General features: G+C 62.1%; 18 protein-coding genes and 1 tRNA gene. 17 read left to right on the forward strand and 2 right to left on the reverse strand.

Annotated features, from left to right (window positions below; all coding sequences use genetic code 11):
* From AC04SG_RS31570 to AC04SG_RS31630, 13 genes are all read left to right on the forward strand, one after another.
* The coding region (locus AC04SG_RS31570; RefSeq protein WP_488550050.1) for an EF-Tu C-terminal domain-related protein at window positions 1-288 on the forward strand (288 nt) is incomplete at its 5' end.
* Window positions 289-446: 158 nt separating this feature from the next.
* Window positions 447-2102 (forward strand): COG3904 family protein, encoded by a 1656-nt coding sequence (locus tag AC04SG_RS31575; RefSeq protein ID WP_488554226.1) that lies wholly within the window; start codon window positions 447-449, stop codon window positions 2100-2102.
* Between the two features lie 96 nt (window positions 2103-2198).
* On the forward strand, window positions 2199-2681 hold the full coding sequence (locus tag AC04SG_RS31580; RefSeq protein WP_488554227.1) for a group II truncated hemoglobin: 483 nt from the start codon (window positions 2199-2201) through the stop codon (window positions 2679-2681).
* A 157-nt stretch (window positions 2682-2838) separates the two neighbouring features.
* Window positions 2839-2914: transfer RNA gene (locus AC04SG_RS31585), tRNA-Trp, on the forward strand.
* Window positions 2915-3280: 366 nt separating this feature from the next.
* Entirely contained in the window at window positions 3281-3484 is a 204-nt protein-coding gene (gene secE, locus AC04SG_RS31590; protein WP_023667439.1) for a preprotein translocase subunit SecE, read from the forward strand.
* Between the two features lie 27 nt (window positions 3485-3511).
* The gene (nusG, locus tag AC04SG_RS31595) at window positions 3512-4039 is read left to right on the forward strand and encodes a transcription termination/antitermination protein NusG (protein WP_006333333.1); all 528 of its coding nucleotides are present in this window, start codon (window positions 3512-3514) and stop codon (window positions 4037-4039) included.
* 173 nt (window positions 4040-4212) lie between these two features.
* Window positions 4213-4641: a 50S ribosomal protein L11 gene (rplK, locus tag AC04SG_RS31600; protein ID WP_112566731.1), complete on the forward strand. Its 429-nt coding sequence runs from the start codon at window positions 4213-4215 to the stop codon at window positions 4639-4641.
* Window positions 4642-4645: 4 nt separating this feature from the next.
* On the forward strand, window positions 4646-5344 hold the full coding sequence (gene rplA, locus AC04SG_RS31605) for a 50S ribosomal protein L1 (RefSeq protein ID WP_112566728.1): 699 nt from the start codon (window positions 4646-4648) through the stop codon (window positions 5342-5344).
* Window positions 5345-5737: 393 nt separating this feature from the next.
* Complete coding sequence (gene rplJ, locus AC04SG_RS31610) at window positions 5738-6256, forward strand: 50S ribosomal protein L10 (RefSeq protein ID WP_112566726.1); 519 nt, start codon at window positions 5738-5740, stop codon at window positions 6254-6256.
* 54 nt (window positions 6257-6310) lie between these two features.
* Window positions 6311-6688 (forward strand): 50S ribosomal protein L7/L12, encoded by a 378-nt coding sequence (rplL, locus tag AC04SG_RS31615; RefSeq protein ID WP_091586446.1) that lies wholly within the window; start codon window positions 6311-6313, stop codon window positions 6686-6688.
* A 243-nt stretch (window positions 6689-6931) separates the two neighbouring features.
* Window positions 6932-11068: a DNA-directed RNA polymerase subunit beta gene (gene rpoB / locus AC04SG_RS31620; protein WP_112566723.1), complete on the forward strand. Its 4137-nt coding sequence runs from the start codon at window positions 6932-6934 to the stop codon at window positions 11066-11068.
* A gap of 133 nt (window positions 11069-11201) precedes the next feature.
* Window positions 11202-15398, forward strand: coding sequence for a DNA-directed RNA polymerase subunit beta' (gene rpoC / locus AC04SG_RS31625; RefSeq protein WP_203280974.1), 4197 nt, complete (start codon window positions 11202-11204; stop codon window positions 15396-15398).
* 76 nt (window positions 15399-15474) lie between these two features.
* A complete protein-coding gene (locus tag AC04SG_RS31630) occupies window positions 15475-16140 on the forward strand; it encodes an O-methyltransferase (RefSeq protein ID WP_488554228.1) in 666 nt (221 codons plus the stop codon).
* A gap of 34 nt (window positions 16141-16174) precedes the next feature.
* On the opposite strand, the gene AC04SG_RS31635 is transcribed toward AC04SG_RS31630, so the two are convergent.
* Window positions 16175-17110 (reverse strand): Gfo/Idh/MocA family protein, encoded by a 936-nt coding sequence (locus AC04SG_RS31635; RefSeq protein ID WP_488554229.1) that lies wholly within the window; start codon window positions 17108-17110, stop codon window positions 16175-16177.
* A gap of 115 nt (window positions 17111-17225) precedes the next feature.
* On the reverse strand, window positions 17226-17507 hold the full coding sequence (locus AC04SG_RS31640; RefSeq protein ID WP_112566715.1) for a transcriptional regulator: 282 nt from the start codon (window positions 17505-17507) through the stop codon (window positions 17226-17228).
* A 474-nt stretch (window positions 17508-17981) separates the two neighbouring features.
* Here AC04SG_RS31640 and rpsL point away from each other — a divergent pair, with 474 nt between their 5' ends.
* The 4 genes from rpsL to AC04SG_RS31660 form a co-directional block, all read left to right on the forward strand.
* Window positions 17982-18353, forward strand: coding sequence for a 30S ribosomal protein S12 (rpsL, locus tag AC04SG_RS31645; protein WP_006333356.1), 372 nt, complete (start codon window positions 17982-17984; stop codon window positions 18351-18353).
* A 63-nt stretch (window positions 18354-18416) separates the two neighbouring features.
* Complete coding sequence (rpsG, locus tag AC04SG_RS31650) at window positions 18417-18887, forward strand: 30S ribosomal protein S7 (protein WP_008875664.1); 471 nt, start codon at window positions 18417-18419, stop codon at window positions 18885-18887.
* A gap of 30 nt (window positions 18888-18917) precedes the next feature.
* Window positions 18918-21008, forward strand: a complete 2091-nt coding sequence (gene fusA, locus AC04SG_RS31655) for an elongation factor G (RefSeq protein WP_112566712.1) — start codon at window positions 18918-18920, stop codon at window positions 21006-21008.
* Between the two features lie 65 nt (window positions 21009-21073).
* The coding region (locus tag AC04SG_RS31660) for a GTP-binding protein (RefSeq protein ID WP_232375805.1) at window positions 21074-21222 on the forward strand (149 nt) is incomplete at its 3' end.

A 21222-nucleotide genomic window follows, 5' to 3' on the forward strand; every position in this document is an offset into this window, starting at 1 on the left:
AAGCCGCACAAGAAGTTCGTGGCCGAAGCCTACATCCTGACCAAGGACGAAGGTGGCCGTCACACGCCGTTCTTCACCAACTACCGTCCGCAGTTCTACTTCCGCACGACCGACGTGACCGGCATCGTGTCGCTGCCGGAAGGCACGGAAATGGTGATGCCCGGCGACAACATCACGGTCGATGTCGAGCTGATCGTGCCGATCGCCATGGAAGAGAAGCTGCGCTTCGCCATCCGTGAAGGCGGCCGCACCGTCGGTGCCGGCATCGTCGTCACCATCAAAGAATAATCGAGCCCAGCATCCGCCGGATCGACAAGGAAAGGGCGGCCTCAAGGCCGCCCTTTTTCGTTGACTGATGCCCAGATGTGCCTGTTTTGGTGTCCCAATCTCTGTTGCAAGTCTCTGGGCCTATACTAGTATAGGTTGCTATTGAGAGGCTTGGTCGGATGTTTCCACGGCACCGTTTTCAGGGTTGGGCGTGCCGGGCACTGGGGCTGATCTGCCTGGTGTCGCTGCTTGCCATGGGCAATGCCGCTTTCGCGGGCCAGACAGAAAATTCCGAGCCGGAGCCGGATTCGCCGATGCGGTTCGTCGTCGTGCGCAGCAATGCGCCGGGCTGCGAGCCGACCTGCCCGGAATGGATATCGGCCGAGGGTGCGATATCGGCAAAGTCGCCGGCGCTGCTCAAGGCGGTCCTGAAAACGCTCGGCCGCCGCAAATTGCCGATCGTCGTCAATTCTCCCGGCGGCGATGTCGATGCGGCCATCGCCATGGGCCGCATGATCCGCAAGAACAAGCTCGACATCGCGGTCGGCCGGACCTGGTTTGTCGGCTGCGAGCCGGGGGTGAAGAACTGCAAGGAGAACGACGCCAAGGGCTCGCACTATATCGGCAACCCCTATGTGCTCGGCAGCTATTGCGCGTCCGCTTGCCCGATGATGCTGGCCGGCGGCACCAGGCGCCTGGTCGGGCCGCTGGCTTATCTCGGCGTCCACCAGATCACGACCACGGTCGTGCAAATGAACGTGCAATATGAAGTCCGCTATCGCGTCGTGAAAGGCAAGAAGCGGGTCATCAGCAAGAAGGTCGTCAGCCGCAAGAATGCCGGCAGCTACAAGACCTACGAAATGAGCAAGAAGGTCGAGCGCAAGCTGGCCACCTATTTCAAGGAGATGGGTGTCGACCTCAGTTTGGTCGAAACGATGAAGAGCACGCCAGCCAGCGACATCCAGCAGATCGACCTTAGCGACATGCTGACAATGAAGCTGGTCACCAGCGAAGACTCTGTAAGTTTACTCACCAATGCGAGCCTGTGCACGCTGGAGCCATTGGCCTCGAATTGCCGGGAAATACCGGCGAACAAGCCAGCCGGCGGCCAACCGGCCGTGGCAAAGGCAGCGCCGCCGGTGAAGCCCCAGAACGCACAGCCCGATGACGGCATGCGCTTTGTCGTGGTTCGCGGCAGCAATCCGCTCTGCAATCCCGACTGTCCGGAGTGGATTGCGGCGCAAGGCGCGATTACGCCTCAGACGCCGCAGAAGCTCAGCCAATTGCTCGCTACACTTGGCAACCGAAGGCTGCCGGTGGTGATCAGCTCGCGCGGCGGTGACCTCTCCGGCGCCCTGGCGGCGGGGCGGATCATCCATGAAAACAAGCTCGACGTTGCCGTTGCCCGCACCGATTTCGTCGGCTGCGACCCGGCAGAGTGGAATTGCCCGGCCAGGGACGGCGCCTATGCTGGACTGAGCGTCGATGGCGACGGCGACTGCGATTCGGCCTGCGCGCTCATGCTGGCGGGTGGCGCCAGACGGCTTGTCGGCTCCCAGGCGCGGCTCAGCCTTTATCTGATGGGGCAGAAACAGACGGTCAAAGCCTATCTCGACGAGATGGCCATAAGCCCGGCTCTGTTCGCTGCGCTTCAGGACAGTTCGGTCGAGCGCCGGCTCGAACCCGATATGATGCTAAAGGTCGGCCTGACGACCGGGCACCAGTCGGTGGATGCGCTGACGGGGTCCAGCATCTGCAAGTCGGCGCCGAAACCCGAGAATTGCCGTGTGGTGGCGTCGTCCAATGCGCAGGCCGAAGCGCCCGCCAAATTGTAGGCACGTCGTTTCGGGAACTCGCCATCGAGGCAGGTTGAGTGAGGCATGATTTTTCCGCTATCGTCGCCAGGCGCCGGGGCTGGCGGAGGATCGAAAATGAGCCAGGATATCCCGACACTTTACGAATGGGCCGGCGGCATCGAGGCGCTGAACAGGCTGACCCAGACTTTCTATGACAGCGTGGCGCGCGACCTGGTCGTCGGCCCGGTGTTCAAGCACATGTCACCTGATCATCCCGCCCATGTCGCGGCTTTCATCGGCGAGGTCTTCGGCGGCCCCAAAACCTATAGCGAAAAGCATGGCGGCCATCGCGAGATGGTCATGCATCATCTGGGCAAGCATCTCACAGAAGAACAGCGCCGGCGTTGGATCAGCCTGCTTGCCGATGCCGCCGATGCGGTCGGGCTGCCGGACGATCCCGAATTCCGCTCCGCCTTCATGGGCTATGTCGAGTGGGGATCGCGGCTGGCCAAGATGAACTCCACCCTCGGCGAGACCTGCGACCCGGAGACCGAACCGATGCCGGCCTGGGGCTGGGGTGTGCCGGGCGGGCCGTACAAGCCGCCGGCCGAGGGGTGAGCGCCGGCAAGCGGCCTCAGACGAAAAAATCGCGATCGACAGGGAAGACCTGGCGGCTACCTGGCCGGATTTCCGGCGAAGGATATGAAAGCGCGTCAGACCACTCTTTACAGCGCGCCCGGAAGCTTTTAGGAAGCGCCTGCGCCGAAACGCGCGTACGGGCATAGCTCAGTTGGTAGAGCGGCGGTCTCCAAAACCGCAGGTCGTAGGTTCGAGCCCTGCTGCCCGTGCCATTTCTCAAATGGCGATTCACGAACGAACTCGGTCCCGTGCCCCGCATTGAAAAATGGCGGGTGGCTTGCCATATTAGGGAAACTGAGGCATAAGACCCCCATAGCCGGGACGGGACGACTGGATGGTTCCGAGGCGGCGTTTGGTCATAAAGCGGACACTTGCCACTTGCGTGGATCAAGAATCGGTTTTATGTAGACACAACAGACACGCGACGCGTGGAGCTGGGAAGCCGGCTTTACGCGTCCGATTTGCATGGGCGAAATGGTTGCGCTGATTCGGCGCTGACTTGAAACCCAGGCGGCACGTCCCGGCCAGCGGGATCATCCAGGAGACCCGGCCAACGGGTCTTGAAGACAGAGCGGCATATGGCTTCGAAAACCACAAATCCTTTCGTCTTTCTCCAGCAGGTCCGCGCGGAGACCGCCAAGGTGACTTGGCCCTCGCGCCGGGAGACGATGATCTCGACGGTGATGGTGCTCGTGTTTGCGGTCATCGCGATGATCTTTTTCTTCACCGCCGACGTGGCCATGGGCTACGCGATCGAGCGGTTATTGAGCCTCGGCCATTAAGTCCGGCGATTACGGAGAAGTCTTGAAATGACCGCGCGGTGGTACATCGTCCACGCCTATTCGAACTTTGAAAAAAAGGTCGCCGAGGACATTGAGAACAAGGCCAAGCAGAAGGGCCTGTCCGCCGATATCGAGCAGATCGTGGTGCCGACCGAGAAGGTCGTCGAGATCCGCCGCGGCCGCAAGGTCGATGCCGAGCGCAAGTTCTTTCCGGGCTATGTGCTGCTGAAGGCCAACCTGACCGACGCGGTGTTTTCGCTGGTCAAGAATACGCCGAAGGTTACCGGCTTCCTCGGTGACTCCAAGCCGGTGCCGATCACGGAAGCCGAGGCGCAGCGGATTCTGAACCAGGTCCAGGAAGGCGTCGAGCGGCCCAAGCCCTCGGTCACCTTCGAGATCGGCGAGGCGATCCGCGTTTCGGACGGTCCGTTCGCGTCGTTCAACGGTTTCGTCCAGGAAGTGGATGAGGAGCGGGCGCGGCTCAAGGTGGAAGTTTCGATCTTCGGGCGCGCCGTGCCCGTCGATCTGGAATTCGGACAGGTCGAAAAGGGCTGATCCGGAAAACCCCACGCCGGTTCGCCGGCAAGGGGAGGCGGCGCGAAAACGCGCGGCCATGAACGGGTGGGAGGCGAATGTGGCTTTAGCCGGCCGCGCGAACCGCACCACCGGACTGCAACCGCCGGCATTCCCCGATAGTGGGGCCGGCATCAGACAAAGGCAGGAAAGAGATGGCTAAGAAAATTGCAGGCCAGCTCAAGCTCCAGGTTGCCGCGGGCTCGGCTACGCCGTCGCCCCCGATCGGCCCGGCGCTTGGTCAGCGCGGCATCAACATCATGGAATTCTGCAAGGCGTTCAACGCGCAGACCCAGGAAATGGAAAAGGGATCGCCGATTCCGGTCGTCATCACCTACTACCAGGACAAGTCGTTCACCTTCGTCATGAAGACGCCGCCGGTGAGCTACTTCCTGAAGAAGGCTGCGAACCTGAAGTCGGGCTCCAAGGAGCCGGGCAAGGTCAAGGTCGGCACGATCGGCCGCGACAAGGTGCGCGCCATCGCCGAGCAGAAGATGAAGGATCTGAACGCAAACGACGTCGAAGCGGCCATGCGCATGGTCGAGGGCTCCGCCCGTTCGATGGGTCTGGAAGTGGTGGGCTGAGATCATGGCAAAACTTGCAAAGCGTGTATCGAAGACCCGCGAAGGCATCGACCCCAACAAGGCTTATGCTCTGGGTGAAGCGCTGAAGCTGCTCAAGGACCGTTCGACGGTGAAGTTCGACGAGACCATCGAAGTCGCGATGAACCTCGGCGTCGACCCGCGTCACGCCGACCAGATGGTCCGCGGCGTGGTCAACCTGCCGAACGGCACCGGCCGCTCGGTCCGTGTCGCCGTGTTCGCACGTGGCGACAAGGCTGAGGAAGCCAAGGCCGCTGGCGCCGACATCGTCGGTGCCGAGGATCTGGTCGAGATCGTCCAGAAGGGCACGATCGACTTCGATCGCTGCATCGCCACGCCGGACATGATGCCGCTGGTCGGTCGTCTAGGCAAGGTTCTCGGCCCGCGCGGCATGATGCCGAACCCGAAGGTCGGCACCGTCACCACCGACGTCGCAGCCGCAGTCAAGGCATCGAAGGGCGGCGCTGTCGAGTTCCGCGTCGAGAAGGCCGGCATCGTCCAGGCCGGCGTCGGCAAGGTCTCGTTCGACGTCAAGGCGCTGGAAGAAAACATCCGCGCCTTCGCCGATGCGGTGACCAAGGCAAAGCCGGCTGGCGCCAAGGGCAACTACGTCAAGAAGGTGTCGGTCACCTCGACGATGGGTCCGGGCCTCAAGCTCGACGTCTCGACGCTCGCAGCGTCCTGATACGAAACATCTGGATCGGCCGCTAAAGCGCTGATCCGCAATTGAATTCCGGGCCTCCGACTTGTCGGCGGCCCGGTACCGGAAGCCGAGAGGTTTCCGGACATCCTGTCCGAGATTGCAGGCGGCCCAGAAGCCTTAATTGAATTGGGCCTGCATGAGACGGGTGAAAACCTGACAACGGAGCGACTGCTCCAATGAAAGGTTCGAACCGTGTTTGCCTTTTGTCTGCGCATCGCCGGCTTGCCGTCGATGTGGCGAAAGGGGGCAGGATCCTCGAGCGTCGTTCGGGAGATCCGTTACTGGATGGCCCGGCCGGCAAAAAGGCAACCCGACGCCTGTCCTCTAAATGGGAATGTTCCCATTGATGGGGTAGGGGTCAACTGGAGATAGGCAGTGGACAGAGCGGAAAAACGCGAACTCGTCACGGGCCTGAATGGTGCTTTTGCAGGCGCTGGTTCAGTCGTCGTGGCCCACTACGCCGGTATCACCGTCGCGCAAATGAACGACCTTCGGTCGAAAATGCGCGCTGCCGGTGGCACCGTCAAAGTCGCGAAGAACCGTCTCGCCAAAATCGCTCTTCAGGGCACGGACTCCGCATCGATCATCGACCTGTTCAAGGGACAGACGCTGATCGCTTATTCGGAGGATCCGATTGCGGCGCCGAAGGTCGCGTCCGATTTCGCCAAGGGAAATGACAAGTTGGTCATTCTCGGCGGCGCAATGGGCACCACCTCGCTCAACGCCGACGGTGTGAAGGCACTCGCCACACTTCCGTCGCTCGATGAGCTGCGCGCCAAGCTGGTTGGCATGATCGCCACGCCGGCAACCCGGATCGCCCAGATCGTCAATGCGCCAGCGGCTTCGGTCGCGCGCGTCATCGGCGCTTACGCCCGGAAGGACGAGGCGGCATGAGGCCGTTCCTCGCTATCACAAACACACGTTCGAACCTGATGAAGGAATACAACAATGGCTGATCTGGCAAAGATCGTAGACGACCTTTCGAAGCTGACCGTCCTCGAGGCGGCCGAGCTGTCGAAGCTTCTTGAAGAAAAGTGGGGCGTTTCGGCTGCTGCTCCGGTGGCGGTTGCCGCTGCTGGCGGTGGTGCCGCTGCTGCTGCTCCGGCCGAGGAAAAGACGGAATTCGACGTCGTCCTCACCGAGGCAGGCGCTCAGAAGATCAACGTCATCAAGGAAGTCCGCGCCATCACCGGCCTGGGCCTCAAGGAAGCCAAGGATCTGGTCGAAGCAGCTCCGAAGCCGGTCAAGGAAGGCGTTTCCAAGGCTGACGCCGAGAAGTTCAAGGCCCAGCTGGAAGCAGCCGGCGCCAAGGTCGACCTGAAGTAAGCGTAAAGCGGCGGGCGGCCTCGCGCCGTCCGCCACTCCCTTCGTGTCAAGGGAGAACGCGTAGCGCGAGTAGTACGGGAACCTCTTTCCTGAGGGCCGAAACCGGCCTTCAGGAAACGGGTTTTCTCCCGTTTTAGCCGGCAGCCTGCCGGAGAAACAGACAGAGGGCCGCTGCCCAGGCGGCTCAGTATGCAAGGCGAGCCGCGGCGAGGCTCGTCCCGAGTTTAGAGCTAAGGAGCGACGATGGCCCAGACCCAGACTTTCAATGGCCGCAGACGCGTACGCAAGTTCTTCGGAAAGATCCCGGAAGTTGCGGAGATGCCGAACCTGATCGAGGTTCAAAAGGCATCCTATGACCAGTTCCTGATGGTGGACGAGCCCAAGGGCGGCCGTCCGGACGAAGGGCTGCAGGCTGTTTTCAAGTCGGTCTTCCCGATCTCCGATTTTTCCGGCTCCTCGATGCTGGAGTTCGTGAAGTACGAGTTCGAAGGACCGAAATTCGACGTTGACGAATGCCGTCAGCGCGACCTGACCTATGCCGCGCCGCTGAAGGTGACGTTGCGCCTCATCGTATTCGATATCGACGAGGATACCGGCGCCAAGTCGATCAAGGACATCAAGGAGCAGGACGTCTACATGGGCGACATGCCGCTCATGACCTTGAACGGCACCTTCATCGTCAATGGCACCGAGCGTGTCATCGTCTCGCAGATGCACCGTTCGCCGGGCGTCTTCTTCGACCATGACAAGGGCAAGTCGCACTCGTCGGGCAAGCTTTTGTTTGCCGCGCGCGTCATCCCCTATCGCGGTTCGTGGCTCGACATCGAGTTCGATTCCAAGGACGTCGTGCACGCCCGCATCGACCGCCGCCGCAAGATTCCGGTGACGTCGCTGTTGATGGCGCTTGGCATGGACGGCGAAGAGATCCTGTCAACCTTCTACAACAAGATCACCTACAAGCGCGCCGGCGATCACTGGCGCATTCCGTTCAACGTCGAGCGTTTCCGCGGCCTCAAGGCGGTCGGCGACCTGGTCGATGCCGACACCGGCGAGATCGTCGTCGAGCAGGGCAAGAAGATCACCGCCCGCCAGGCAAGGGCGCTTGGCGAAAAGGGTCTGAAGGCGATCAAGGCGACCGATGAGGATCTGCTCGGCAATTACCTGGCCGAAGACATCGTCAATTACGGCACCGGCGAGATCTTCCTCGAAGCCGGTGACGAGATCGACGAGAAGACGCTGAAGGTGCTGCTCGGCACCGGCGAGCAGGAGATCAAGGTTCTCGACATCGACCACGTCAATGTCGGCGCCTACATCCGCAACACGCTCAACGTCGACAAGAACGAGAGCCGCCAGGACGCGCTGTTCGATATCTATCGTGTCATGCGCCCGGGCGAGCCGCCGACGCTGGAAACCGCCGAAGCCATGTTCAACTCGCTGTTCTTCGACAGCGAGCGCTACGATCTGTCGGCCGTCGGCCGCGTCAAGATGAACATGCGCCTTGAGCTCAAGGCCGAGGACACCGTGCGCGTGCTGCGCAAGGACGACATCCTGGCCGTGGTCAAGACGCTGGTCGAACTGCGCGACGGCAAGGGCGAGATCGACGACATCGACAATCTCGGCAACCGCCGCGTGCGTTCTGTCGGCGAGCTGATGGAGAACCAGTACCGTGTCGGCCTGCTGCGCATGGAGCGCGCGATCAAGGAACGTATGTCCTCGATCGAGATCGATACGGTGATGCCGCAGGACCTGATCAACGCCAAGCCGGCGGCTGCCGCCGTGCGCGAGTTCTTCGGTTCCTCGCAGCTGTCGCAGTTCATGGACCAGACCAACCCGCTGTCGGAGATCACCCACAAGCGCCGCCTGTCGGCGCTTGGACCGGGCGGTCTGACCCGCGAGCGCGCCGGCTTCGAGGTGCGCGACGTGCACCCGACGCATTACGGCCGCATCTGCCCGATCGAGACGCCGGAAGGCCCGAATATCGGTCTGATCAACTCGCTGGCGACGTTTGCGCGCGTGAACAAGTACGGCTTCATCGAGAGCCCGTACCGCAAGATCGTCAACGGCAAGCTGACCAATGAGGTCGTCTATCTCTCCGCTATGGAAGAGTCCAAGCACCACGTTGCGCAGGCCAATGCCGAGCTCGACAAGAATGGTGGTTTCGTCGACGAATTCGTCATTTGCCGCAGCGCCGGCGAAGTGATGATGGCGCCGCGCGAAAACGTCGATCTGATGGACGTGTCGCCCAAGCAGATGGTGTCTGTGGCCGCGGCGTTGATCCCGTTCCTCGAGAACGACGACGCCAACCGCGCGCTGATGGGCTCCAACATGCAGCGTCAGGCCGTGCCGCTGGTGCGCGCCGAAGCGCCGTTTGTCGGCACCGGCATGGAGCCGATCGTTGCCCGTGACTCGGGCGCCGCCATCGGCGCCCGCCGCGGCGGCATCGTCGACCAGGTGGACGCGACGCGTATCGTTATCCGCGCCACGGAAGATCTCGATCCCGGCAAGTCGGGCGTCGATATCTACCGGCTGATGAAGTTCCAGCGTTCGAACCAGAACACCTGCATCAACCAGCGTCCGCTGGTGCGCATGGGCGACCGCGTCAACAAGGGCGACATCATCGCCGACGGTCCGTCGACGGAACTCGGCGATCTGGCGCTCGGCCGCAACGTGCTGGTCGCGTTCATGCCGTGGAACGGCTACAACTACGAGGACTCGATCCTGCTCTCCGAGCGCATCGTGGCCGACGACGTCTTCACCTCGATCCACATCGAGGAGTTCGAAGTCATGGCCCGCGACACCAAGCTCGGACCGGAGGAAATCACGCGCGACATTCCGAACGTTTCGGAAGAAGCGCTGAAGAACCTCGACGAGGCCGGCATCGTCTATATCGGCGCGGAAGTGCAGCCGGGCGACATCCTGGTCGGCAAGATCACGCCGAAGGGCGAAAGCCCGATGACGCCGGAAGAAAAGCTCCTGCGCGCCATCTTCGGTGAAAAGGCGTCCGACGTTCGCGATACCTCGATGCGCATGCCTCCGGGCACCTTCGGCACCGTTGTCGAGGTGCGCGTGTTCAACCGTCACGGCGTCGAGAAGGACGAGCGCGCCATGGCGATCGAACGCGAGGAGATCGAACGCCTCGCCAAGGACCGCGACGACGAGCAGGCGATCCTCGACCGCAACGTCTATTCGCGCCTTTCCGACGTCCTCGTCGGCAAGGAAGCGATTGCCGGACCGAAGGGCTTCAAGAAGGGCTCGAAGCTGTCGAAGGACACGCTGGACGAGTATCCGCGTTCGCAGTGGTGGCAGTTTGCGGTGGAGAACGAAAAGCTCCAGAGCGAACTGGAAGCCCTGCGTGGCCAGTACGACGACTCCAAGAAGGCGCTCGAGCAGCGCTTCATGGACAAGGTCGAGAAGGTGCAGCGCGGCGACGAAATGCCTCCGGGCGTCATGAAGATGGTCAAGGTCTTCGTGGCCGTGAAGCGCAAGATGCAGCCGGGCGACAAGATGGCCGGCCGTCACGGCAACAAGGGTGTCGTGTCGCGCATCGTTCCGGTCGAGGACATGCCTTTCCTCGAGGACGGCACGCATGCCGATATCGTGCTCAACCCGCTGGGTGTGCCGAGCCGCATGAATGTCGGCCAGATCCTGGAAACGCATCTGGGCTGGGCATGTGCGGGCATGGGCAAGAAGATCGGCGAGCTGATCGACGCGTACAAGACGGCTGGAGACATCAAGCCGCTGCGCAAGACGCTCGAGAGCTTCATCCCTGCCAACGACCGCAACGAGCCGGTCCGCGAGTATGACGACGAGAGCATCGTTCGCCTCAGCGAACAGATGCGCCGCGGCGTCTCCATCGCGACACCGGTGTTCGACGGCGCGCATGAGGTCGACATCAACATCATGCTGGAGCAGGCGGGCCTGCACACCAGCGGTCAGTCGCAGCTCTATGACGGACGCACCGGCGAGCCGTTCGATCGCAAGGTGACGATGGGCTATATCTATATGCTCAAGCTTCACCACCTGGTGGACGACAAGATCCACGCGCGTTCGATCGGTCCGTACTCGCTCGTTACCCAGCAGCCGCTGGGCGGCAAGGCGCAGTTCGGCGGCCAGCGCTTCGGCGAAATGGAGGTCTGGGCGCTGGAAGCCTACGGCGCCGCCTACACGCTGCAGGAAATGCTGACGGTGAAGTCGGACGACGTCGCTGGCCGCACCAAGGTCTACGAGGCGATCGTGCGCGGCGACGACACGTTCGAAGCCGGCATTCCGGAGAGCTTCAACGTTCTCGTCAAGGAAATGCGGTCTCTCGGCCTCAATGTCGAGCTGGAGAACACCAAGCTTGACGACAACCCTGTCCGGCTGCCCGACGCAGCCGAGTAAAAACAAGACATCCGGTCGCGGGAGCCCGCGGCCGGATGCACCAAATTCTACGGCCGGTGGGCCGACCACTCAGCGGGCATTTGGCCCGCGTTAGATGCAAGGGGTTTTCGAGGACCCCGAAAAGGAGAACGGCATGAACCAAGAGGTCATGAATCTCTTCAATCCGCAGGCGCCGGCGCAGGTGTTCGATTCCATCCGGATATCGCTCGCCAGCCCTGAGAAGATTCTGTCCTGGTCGTTCGGCGAGATCAAGAAGCCGGAGACCATCAACTACCGCACCTTCAAGCCAGAGCGTGACGGTCTGTTCTGCGCGCGCATTTTTGGCCCGATCAAGGACTATGAATGCCTGTGCGGCAAGTACAAGCGCATGAAGTACAAGGGCGTCATCTGCGAGAAGTGCGGCGTCGAAGTCACGCTGTCGCGCGTTCGCCGCGAGCGCATGGGCCACATCGAGCTGGCAGCACCGGTCGCTCACATCTGGTTCCTGAAGTCGCTGCCGTCGCGCATCGGCACGCTGCTCGACATGACGCTCAAGGATATCGAGCGCGTCCTCTACTTCGAGAACTACATAGTCACCGAGCCTGGCCTCACCGCGCTGAAGGAGCACCAACTGCTCAGCGAGGAAGAGTACATGATCGCCGTCGACGAGTATGGCGAGGATTCCTTCACCGCGATGATCGGCGCCGAGGCCATTCATGACCTTCTGGCCGGCATGGACCTGGAGAAGATCGCCGGCGACCTGCGTTCGGAACTGGCTTCGACCACGTCCGAGCTGAAGCAGAAGAAGTATCTGAAGCGGCTCAAGGTGGTCGAGAACTTCATGGAATCCGGCAACCGTCCGGAATGGATGATCATGAAGGTGGTTCCGGTGATCCCGCCGGACCTGCGCCCGCTCGTCCCGCTGGACGGCGGCCGTTTCGCGACGTCCGACCTGAACGACCTCTATCGCCGCGTCATCAACCGCAACAACCGCCTGAAGCGGCTGATCGAGCTGCGCGCGCCCGGCATCATCGTGCGCAATGAAAAGCGCATGCTGCAGGAAGCTGTCGACGCTCTGTTCGACAACGGCCGCCGCGGCCGCGTCATCACCGGCGCCAACAAGCGTCCGCTGAAGTCGCTGTCCGACATGTTGAAGGGCAAGCAGGGCCGGTTCCGCCAGAACCTGCTCGGCAAGCGCGTCGACTATTCGGGCCGTTCGGTCATCGTCACCGGTCCGGAGCTCAAGCTGCACCAGTGCGGCCTGCCGAAGAAGATGGCGCTCGAACTGTTCAAGCCCTTCATCTACGCCCGCCTCGACGCCAAGGGTTTCTCCTCGACCGTCAAGCAGGCCAAGAAGCTGGTCGAGAAGGAGCGTCCGGAAGTCTGGGATATCCTCGACGAGGTCATCCGCGAGCATCCGGTGCTGTTGAACCGCGCGCCGACGCTGCACCGCCTGGGCATCCAGGCGTTCGAGCCGATCCTGATCGAAGGCAAGGCGATCCAGCTGCATCCGCTGGTTTGCACGGCCTTCAACGCCGACTTCGACGGCGATCAGATGGCCGTTCACGTGCCGCTGTCGCTCGAGGCTCAGCTTGAAGCCCGCGTGCTGATGATGTCGACCAACAACATCCTGCATCCGGCTTCCGGCGCGCCGATCATCGTGCCGTCGCAGGACATGGTTCTGGGTCTCTACTATCTCTCGATCGTCAACCAGAACGAGCCGGGCGAAGGCATGGTGTTTGCCGACATGGGCGAGCTCCAGCATGCGCTCGAGACCAAGGCCGTCACCCTGCACGCCAAGATCAAGGGCCGTTTCCGTTCGGTCGACGCCGAAGGCAAGGTCGTGTCGAAGATCTACGACACCACGCCTGGCCGCATGATCATCGGCGAACTGCTGCCGAAGAACGTCAACGTGCCTTACGAGACCGCCAACCAGGAGATGACCAAGAAGAACATCTCCAAGATGATCGACACCGTCTACCGCCATTGCGGTCAGAAGGAGACGGTCATTTTCTGCGACCGCATCATGGCACTCGGCTTCGGCCATGCCTGCCGCGCCGGCATTTCGTTCGGCAAGGACGACATGCTGATCCCGGACGCCAAGATCAAGCTGGTCTCCGACACCGAGGCTTTGGCCAAGGAATACGAGCAGCAGTACAATGACGGTCTGATCACGCAGGGCGAGAAGTACAACAAGGTCGTCGACGCCTGGGCCAAGTGCTCGGAAAAGGTCGCTGACGAAATGATGGCCCGCATCAAGGCGGTCGAGTTCGAGGACAATGGCCGTCAGAAGCCGATGAACTCGATCTACATGATGTCGCATTCGGGTGCGCGCGGTTCGCCCACCCAGATGCGCCAGCTCGCTGGCATGCGTGGCCTGATGGCCAAGCCGTCGGGTGAAATCATCGAGACGCCGATCATCTCGAACTTCAAGGAAGGCCTGACCGTGCTCGAGTACTTCAACTCGACCCACGGCGCCCGCAAGGGTCTGGCCGACACCGCCTTGAAGACGGCGAACTCGGGTTACCTCACCCGTCGTCTGGTCGACGTGGCGCAGGACTGCATCGTCAACTCCGTGGATTGCGGCACCGACAAGGGCCTCACCATGCAGCCGATCGTCGATGCCGGTCAGGTCGTTGCTTCGGTCGGCCAGCGCGTGCTGGGCCGTACCGCGCTCGACGACATCAACCATCCGGTGTCGGGCGAGGTTCTGGTCAAGGCCGGAACGCTGATGGACGAGCGTGACGTTGAGCAGATCGAAAAGGCCGGCGTGCAGTCGGTCCGCATCCGTTCGGCACTGACCTGCGAAGTCAGGGTCGGCGTCTGCGCGGTCTGCTACGGACGCGATCTGGCCCGCGGCACCCCGGTCAACCAGGGCGAAGCCGTCGGCGTCATCGCGGCGCAGTCGATCGGCGAGCCGGGCACCCAGCTCACCATGCGTACCTTCCACATGGGCGGTACGGCGCAGGTGGTGGATAGTTCGTTCCTTGAAGCCTCGTACGAGGGCAAGGTCGAGATCCGCAACCGCAACGTGGTGCGCAACTCGGACGGCCAGCAGATGGTCATGGGCCGCAACATGGCGGTGCTGATCCTCGACGAGGCCGGCAAGGAACGCGCCACGCACCGCGTCACCTATGGTTCGCGTATCTTCGTGGACGATGGCGACAAGGTGAAGCGCGGCCAGCGTATCGCCGAGTGGGATCCCTATACCCGCCCGGTCCTCACCGAAATCGAGGGCAAGGTGGCGTATGAGGATCTGGTCGACGGCATTTCCGTTCAGGAAACGGCCGACGAGTCGACCGGCATCACCAAGCGTGAGGTCATCGACTGGCGTTCGACGCCGCGCGGCAACGACCTCAAGCCGGCAATCGCCATCCTGGACGGCAAGGGCAAGGTCGGCAAGCTGTCGAAGGGCGGCGACGCACGCTTCCTGCTCTCGGTCGAGGCCATTCTCTCGGTCGAGCCGGGTTCGCAGGTTCGCCCCGGTGACGTGCTGGCGCGTATCCCGATGGAAAGCGCCAAGACCAAGGACATCACCGGCGGTCTGCCGCGTGTTGCCGAATTGTTCGAGGCACGTCGTCCGAAGGATCACGCCATCATCGCCGAGATCGATGGCACGATCCGCTTCGGCCGCGACTACAAGAACAAGCGCCGCATCATCATCGAGCCGCATGACTCGACGCTTGAGCCGGTCGAATACCTGATCCCGAAGGGCAAGCCGTTCCATCTCCAGGACGGCGACGTCATCGAGAAGGGCGACTACATCCTCGACGGCAATCCGGCGCCGCACGACATCCTGGCGATCAAGGGCGTGGAGGCACTTGCTTCCTACCTCGTGAACGAAATCCAGGAAGTCTACCGCCTGCAGGGCGTGTCGATCAACGACAAGCACATCGAGGTGATCGTTCGCCAGATGCTGCAGAAGGTCGAGATCACCACGCAGGGCGACTCGACCTACATTCCGGGCGACCACGTGGACGTGATCGAACTGGAAGAGGTGAACGAGCGCCTGATCGAGGACGGCAAGAAGCCGGCCGAAGGCCAGCCGGTGCTGCTCGGCATCACCAAGGCGTCGCTGCAGACGCCGTCCTTCATCTCGGCCGCCTCCTTCCAGGAGACGACCAGGGTGCTGACGGAAGCTGCGGTTGCCGGCAAGACCGACATGCTGCAGGGCCTGAAGGAAAACGTCATTGTCGGCCGGCTGATCCCGGCAGGTACCGGCGGCACGATGAGCCAGATCCGGCGCATCGCCACCTCGCGCGACGAGCTGATCATCGACGAGCGCCGCAAGGCCTCCGGTGTCGAAATCGCCGAGCCGATGCTGACCGACATGGTCAACGCCGCGCAGTAAGCGCGGTCGGACGAGAAGAGGAAAAGGGGCCCAAGTGGCCCCTTTTCGCGTTTTCGCCTTACGAAGAGGAAGAACCATGAGCAACAAGACCTGGACGGCTGTCGACGACTACATCGTCTCCTCCCTTTTCGAAGCGGATCCCGTGCTTGACGCGGTGATCGCAACCAATCGCAAACAGGGCCTGCCGGCGATCGACGTGTCGGCCGCCCAAGGCAAGCTGCTGTCGCTTCTGGTGCGCATCAGCAGTGCCAGGAAGGTGCTGGAAATCGGCACGCTTGGCGGCTACTCGACCATCTGGATGGCAAGGGGGCTGCCGGCCGACGGCAAGGTCGTGACGCTTGAACTCGATCCACACCACGCAAAGGTCGCGCGCTCGAATTTCGAGCGGGCAGGGGTGTCGGACAAGGTGGACCTGCGCCTCGGCCCGGCGCTGCAGTCGCTCGCAACGCTTGGCAGCGAAAATGCCGGTCCGTTCGACCTGATCTTCATCGACGCCGACAAGCCGAACAACCCGAACTATCTGTCATGGGCGATGCGGCTGTCACGGCCGGGATCGGTCATCATCTGCGACAACGTCGTCCGTGACGGTACGGTGCTCAACGACGATGGCCGTGACGCCTATGTCGAAGGCGCACGCGCCGCGTTCTCCTTCATCGGCGGCGAGAAGCGCCTAGACGGCACCGCCATCCAGACCGTCGGCGCCAAAGGCTATGACGGATTTGCCATCGCGATTGTCGAGTGAAGTGGCCGGGCTACGGTCCGGCCAAGCTCACCGCTCAGTCGAAGAACGCTTCCACCACATTGCGCTTGCCGAGCATGAAGGCGTCGGCGACGTGCTGCAGGGGCGCCAGGTCGACATCGGAGACGCCGGCGCGCACGATCTCGGCGAAGCGCCGGTAGAGCTGGGGATATTCGGCCTCCGGCTCGTCATGGACCACCTTGCCGTCGACGGCGAGCCTGGTGCCGCCGCCGGACAGCACCATCTTGCCTTTGTCGGTGTCTGCCAGGATGTCCCAGTTCTGCGGGCCTGTCTGCAGCCAGTCGAGTTCCATCGTCACCGGCAACCCATCGGAGGTGCGGAAATTGACATGGGCGGCAACCGGAGAGGCGCGGTTTTCGGGAAAGTCGAGCACCGCCGAGGTGATGAACATTGCCGGCAGGATGTGTGTCACGATCGACAGCGCGTTGATGCCGGGATCGAAGACACCGAAACCGCCCGGAGCCCAGATCCAGTCCTGGTTCGGGTGCCAGCGGCGGACATCTTCCTTCCAGACGATTGCCGCCGAGCTGATTTTGGCTGAGCTCAGAAATGTCCGCGCGGCCTCCACCGCCGGCGCGTAGCGCGAATGCCAGCTGGCGAACAGCGTAACCCCGTTGGCTTGCGCCAGCCGCTTCAGATCCTCGACCTCGCTGACGGTGGCGCCCGGCGGCTTTTCGAGGAAGACATGCTTTTTCGCGATCAGTGCCGTGCGCGCAGCGTCGTAGCGATACTGCGGTGGCATGCACAGCGACACGGCCTCGAGTTCGGGCACCGCGTCGAGCATCGCCTCTATGGTCGGGAAGTTCGGGATATCATCGACCTTGCCGTGCCGGCTGGCGGCGGCGATCAGGCGGTAATCCCCATCTTTGGCCACCGCCGGCAGATGCTGGTCGCGCACGATCTTGCCCACCCCGACGATGCCGAGCTTGATGGGACCATTGTTGGAGGACATGGGGACTCCGCAGATTGGAATTTGGGCTGTTCTTAAGTTGCCTGGTTCTTAGCAGAGAACCGGTGCCGGGCAAGCCGGCGCGGTGACACGTGCGAGCCGAACCCGATTCTCAGGCTTACAGCGGGACCTCGAACGTCACGATCGATACTTCGCCTTCGAGTGCGCCCTGGAAGGCCGACAGATGCGGCTCATCGTCGGGCTCGCCCTCCATGTCGCCGATCTGGTCGAGCTCGGCCTCGGCATAGCCTTCGGCGGCGAGCGATTCGAGGGCACGGCGCACGGCCGAATCGTCGTCGGGGGCAACCAGCATCACATGGACGCCTTCCGGCTTGCCGCCCTTCTTTTTCCAGACGCGGCCGGTGATGATGGTGACCGGGCGCTCCTCATTGTCGTTCACGGGCTGATTCCTCTTGAGATTCGGGCGGGCAAGGGGTTTGGGGCTGTCCATGGCGCCTTTTGCCACGAAGCGGCGGTGCAGGACAGCCGCAAGCCGGTCACTTTCTTCCTTCCCATTGCAAACTTAAGAAAGAAAATTACATGCGTTTTTCGCATGGCTGCCAAGCCTTGGTCAGCGCGCAATATTTGGCGTGCCGGGGTTGACGGTTCACGGTCTTGCGAGTAGAAGCCGCCCAGTCAGAACCGATGTGAGGCTCTCCCTTCCGAAGCGACACGCTTTGGAGTTTGCCTCAAACAGGGTTCGTTTTACGAGCGAAAAGACATTTCCGGCGCGCATGAGGCGGTTTCCGCTTCCTCTGCATTTTGTTCGGGCAGGACCGCGAGGCGCGGTTTATGGCCCGAATTTGCGTATGGAATTGACGCTTTGAGCGGCCCTGACCGGGCGAGACACGGAATTGAGAGACAAGAGGGTTTAATGCCTACCGTCAACCAGCTGATCCGCAAGCCGCGCATTGCGCCGGTGAAGCGCAACAAGGTCCCGGCCATGCAGCAGAACCCGCAGAAGCGGGGCGTCTGCACGCGCGTCTACACAACGACGCCGAAGAAGCCGAACTCGGCACTGCGCAAGGTGGCCAAGATCCGCCTGACCAACGGCTTTGAAGTGATCGGCTACATCCCCGGCGAAGGTCACAACCTTCAGGAACACTCCGTGGTCATGATCCGCGGCGGCCGCGTCAAGGATCTTCCGGGCGTGCGCTACCACATCATCCGCGGCGTGCTCGACACGCAGGGCGTGAAGAACCGCAAGCAGCGCCGTTCGAAATACGGTGCGAAGCGTCCGAAGTAAGGTTTTCCGGCTTCGGCGCTTTTTTGACAGCGCCGGGCTATGAGAGATTGAGAGACAAAAGCCATGTCCCGTCGTCACAGTGCAGAAAAGCGTGAGATCAACCCGGATCCGAAGTTCGGCGATCTGATCGTTACCAAGTTCATGAACGCCGTCATGTATGACGGCAAGAAGTCGGTCGCCGAGACCATCGTCTACGGCGCGCTCGACCAGGTTCAGTCGAAGACCAAGCAGGAGCCGGTCACCGTCTTCCATCAGGCGCTCGACAATGTCGCGCCGCATGTGGAAGTCCGGTCGCGTCGCGTCGGCGGCGCCACCTACCAGGTTCCGGTCGATGTGCGCCCCGAGCGCCGTCAGGCTCTGGCGATCCGTTGGCTGATTGCAGCCGCGCGCAACCGCAACGAGACCACGATGGTCGACCGCCTCTCCGGCGAGCTGATGGACGCGGCCAACAACCGCGGCACGGCCGTGAAGAAGCGTGAAGACACCCACAAGATGGCAGAAGCCAACCGCGCATTCGCGCACTACCGCTGGTAAAGCGCGAACGAGACTGAGAAGGCATCCACGATGGCCCGCGAATATAAAATCGAAGACTACCGCAATTTCGGTATCATGGCGCATATTGACGCCGGCAAGACGACGACCACCGAGCGCGTCCTCTATTACACGGGCAAGTCGCACAAGATCGGCGAAGTGCACGACGGCGCTGCCACCATGGACTGGATGGAGCAGGAGCAGGAACGCGGCATCACCATCACCTCCGCCGCCACCACGACCTTCTGGAAGGGCCGTGACGGCAAGATGTACCGCTTCAACATCATCGACACCCCCGGACACGTCGACTTCACCATCGAAGTCGAGCGTTCGCTGCGCGTGCTCGACGGCGCCATCGCGCTGCTCGACGCCAATGCCGGTGTCGAGCCGCAGACCGAGACTGTCTGGCGTCAGGCCGACAAGTATCGCGTTCCGCGCATGATCTTCTGCAACAAGATGGACAAGATCGGTGCCGACTTCTACCGCTCGGTCGAGATGATCGGTTCGCGCCTCGGTGCGCATGCGGTCGTCATGCAGCTGCCGATCGGCGCCGAGACCGAGTTCAAGGGTGTCGTCGACCTCGTCGAGATGAACGCGCTGGTCTGGCGCGACGAGACGCTGGGCGCTGCCTGGGACGTCGTCGAGATCCCGGCCGACCTCAAGGCTCGAGCCGAGGAATTCCGCGAGAAGATGATCGAAGCCGCCGTCGAAATGGATGAGACGGCGCTTGAAAATTACCTCGAAGGCAAGATGCCGTCGAATGACGAGATCCGCGCGCTGATCCGCAAGGGTACCATCGCGGTCAAGTTCTTCCCGATGTTCTGTGGCTCGGCTTTCAAGAACAAGGGCGTGCAGCCGCTGCTCGACGCCGTCGTCGAATATCTGCCGTCGCCGGCCGATGTTCCTGCCATCAAGGGTGTCGACGCCAAGACCGACGCCGAGATCGAGCGTCATGCGGACGACAACGAGCCGCTGTCGATGCTGGCCTTCAAGATCATGAACGACCCGTTCGTCGGCTCGCTGACCTTTGCTCGCATCTATTCGGGCAAGCTTACCAAGGGCGTCTCGCTCGACAACACCGTCAAGGGCAAGAAAGAGCGCATCGGCCGCATGCTGCAGATGCATGCGAATTCGCGCGCCGACGTCGAAGAGGCTTTTGCCGGCGACATCGTTGCCCTGGCTGGCCTGAAGGATACGACCACCGGCGATACGCTCAGCGATCCGCTGCATCCGGTCATCCTCGAGCGCATGGAATTCCCCGATCCGGTCATCCAGATCGCCATCGAGCCGAAGACCAAGAACGACCAGGAAAAGATGGGCCTCGCCCTTCACCGCCTGGCCGCCGAGGATCCGTCCTTCCGCGTCAAGACCGACGAGGAAAGCGGCCAGACCATCATCTCGGGCATGGGTGAGCTCCACCTCGACATCATCGTCGACCGCATGCGTCGCGAGTTCAAGGTCGAGGCCAATGTCGGCGCGCCGCAGGTGGCTTATCGCGAGACGATCACCCGCAAGCACGAGCAGGACTACACGCACAAGAAGCAGACCGGCGGCACCGGTCAGTTCGCTCGTGTCAAGCTGCTGTTCGAGCCGAATCCGGAGAGCTCGGAGTTCGAATTCGAATCGAAGATCGTCGGCGGTGCGGTTCCGAAGGAATACATCCCGGGTGTCGAAAAGGGCATCAACAGCGTCATGACGTCGGGCCCGTTCGCCGGCTTCCCGATGATCGGCGTCAAGGCGACGCTCATCGACGGCGCTTACCACGATGTCGACTCCTCGGTGCTCGCCTTCGAAATCGCCGGCCGTGCCTGCTTCCGTGAAGCCGCGCCCAAGCTTGGCGTGCAGCTGCTCGAGCCGATCATGAAGGTCGAAGTCGTGACGCCGGAAGACTATGTCGGCAGCGTCATCGGCGACCTGAACGGCCGTCGTGGCCAGATCCAGGGCCAGGAAGCGCGTGGCGTGGCTGTCGTGATCAACGCGATGGTGCCGCTGGCCAACATGTTCAAGTACGTCGACAACCTGCGCTCGATGAGCCAGGGCCGTGCGGCCTACACGATGCAGTTCGATCACTACGAGCCTGTGCCGACCGCGGTCGCCCAGGAAGTCCAGAAGAAATACGCGTAATCCCAGCGGGTTGCAGCGGTAACTTAATTCAAGGCCCGTACGGGCGAGCAGATTGGAGACATCACATGGCAAAAGGTAAATTCGAGCGCACTAAGCCTCATGTGAACATCGGCACGATTGGTCACGTTGACCATGGCAAGACGTCGCTGACGGCGGCGATCACGAAGTATTTTGGCGAATACAAGCGCTACGACCAGATCGATGCGGCGCCCGA

It is taken from the genome of Mesorhizobium sp. CNPSo 4684 (assembly GCF_057784315.1).

Bases quoted from the DNA above. Each gene is read 5' to 3' on its own strand.
- rpsG (WP_008875664.1), top strand. From the start codon at position 18,417: ATGTCCCGTCGTCACAGTGCAGAAAAGCGTGAGATCAACCCGGATCCG.
- rpoC (WP_203280974.1), top strand. From the start codon at position 11,202: ATGAACCAAGAGGTCATGAATCTCTTCAATCCGCAGGCGCCGGCGCAG.
- AC04SG_RS31575 (WP_488554226.1), top strand. From the start codon at position 447: ATGTTTCCACGGCACCGTTTTCAGGGTTGGGCGTGCCGGGCACTGGGG.
- rplA (WP_112566728.1), top strand. From the start codon at position 4,646: ATGGCAAAACTTGCAAAGCGTGTATCGAAGACCCGCGAAGGCATCGAC.
- secE (WP_023667439.1), top strand. From the start codon at position 3,281: ATGGCTTCGAAAACCACAAATCCTTTCGTCTTTCTCCAGCAGGTCCGC.
- rpoB (WP_112566723.1), top strand. From the start codon at position 6,932: ATGGCCCAGACCCAGACTTTCAATGGCCGCAGACGCGTACGCAAGTTC.
- rplL (WP_091586446.1), top strand. From the start codon at position 6,311: ATGGCTGATCTGGCAAAGATCGTAGACGACCTTTCGAAGCTGACCGTC.
- AC04SG_RS31580 (WP_488554227.1), top strand. From the start codon at position 2,199: ATGAGCCAGGATATCCCGACACTTTACGAATGGGCCGGCGGCATCGAG.
- AC04SG_RS31630 (WP_488554228.1), top strand. From the start codon at position 15,475: ATGAGCAACAAGACCTGGACGGCTGTCGACGACTACATCGTCTCCTCC.
- AC04SG_RS31635 (WP_488554229.1), bottom strand. From the start codon at position 17,110: ATGTCCTCCAACAATGGTCCCATCAAGCTCGGCATCGTCGGGGTGGGC.
- rpsL (WP_006333356.1), top strand. From the start codon at position 17,982: ATGCCTACCGTCAACCAGCTGATCCGCAAGCCGCGCATTGCGCCGGTG.
- rplK (WP_112566731.1), top strand. From the start codon at position 4,213: ATGGCTAAGAAAATTGCAGGCCAGCTCAAGCTCCAGGTTGCCGCGGGC.
- fusA (WP_112566712.1), top strand. From the start codon at position 18,918: ATGGCCCGCGAATATAAAATCGAAGACTACCGCAATTTCGGTATCATG.
- nusG (WP_006333333.1), top strand. From the start codon at position 3,512: ATGACCGCGCGGTGGTACATCGTCCACGCCTATTCGAACTTTGAAAAA.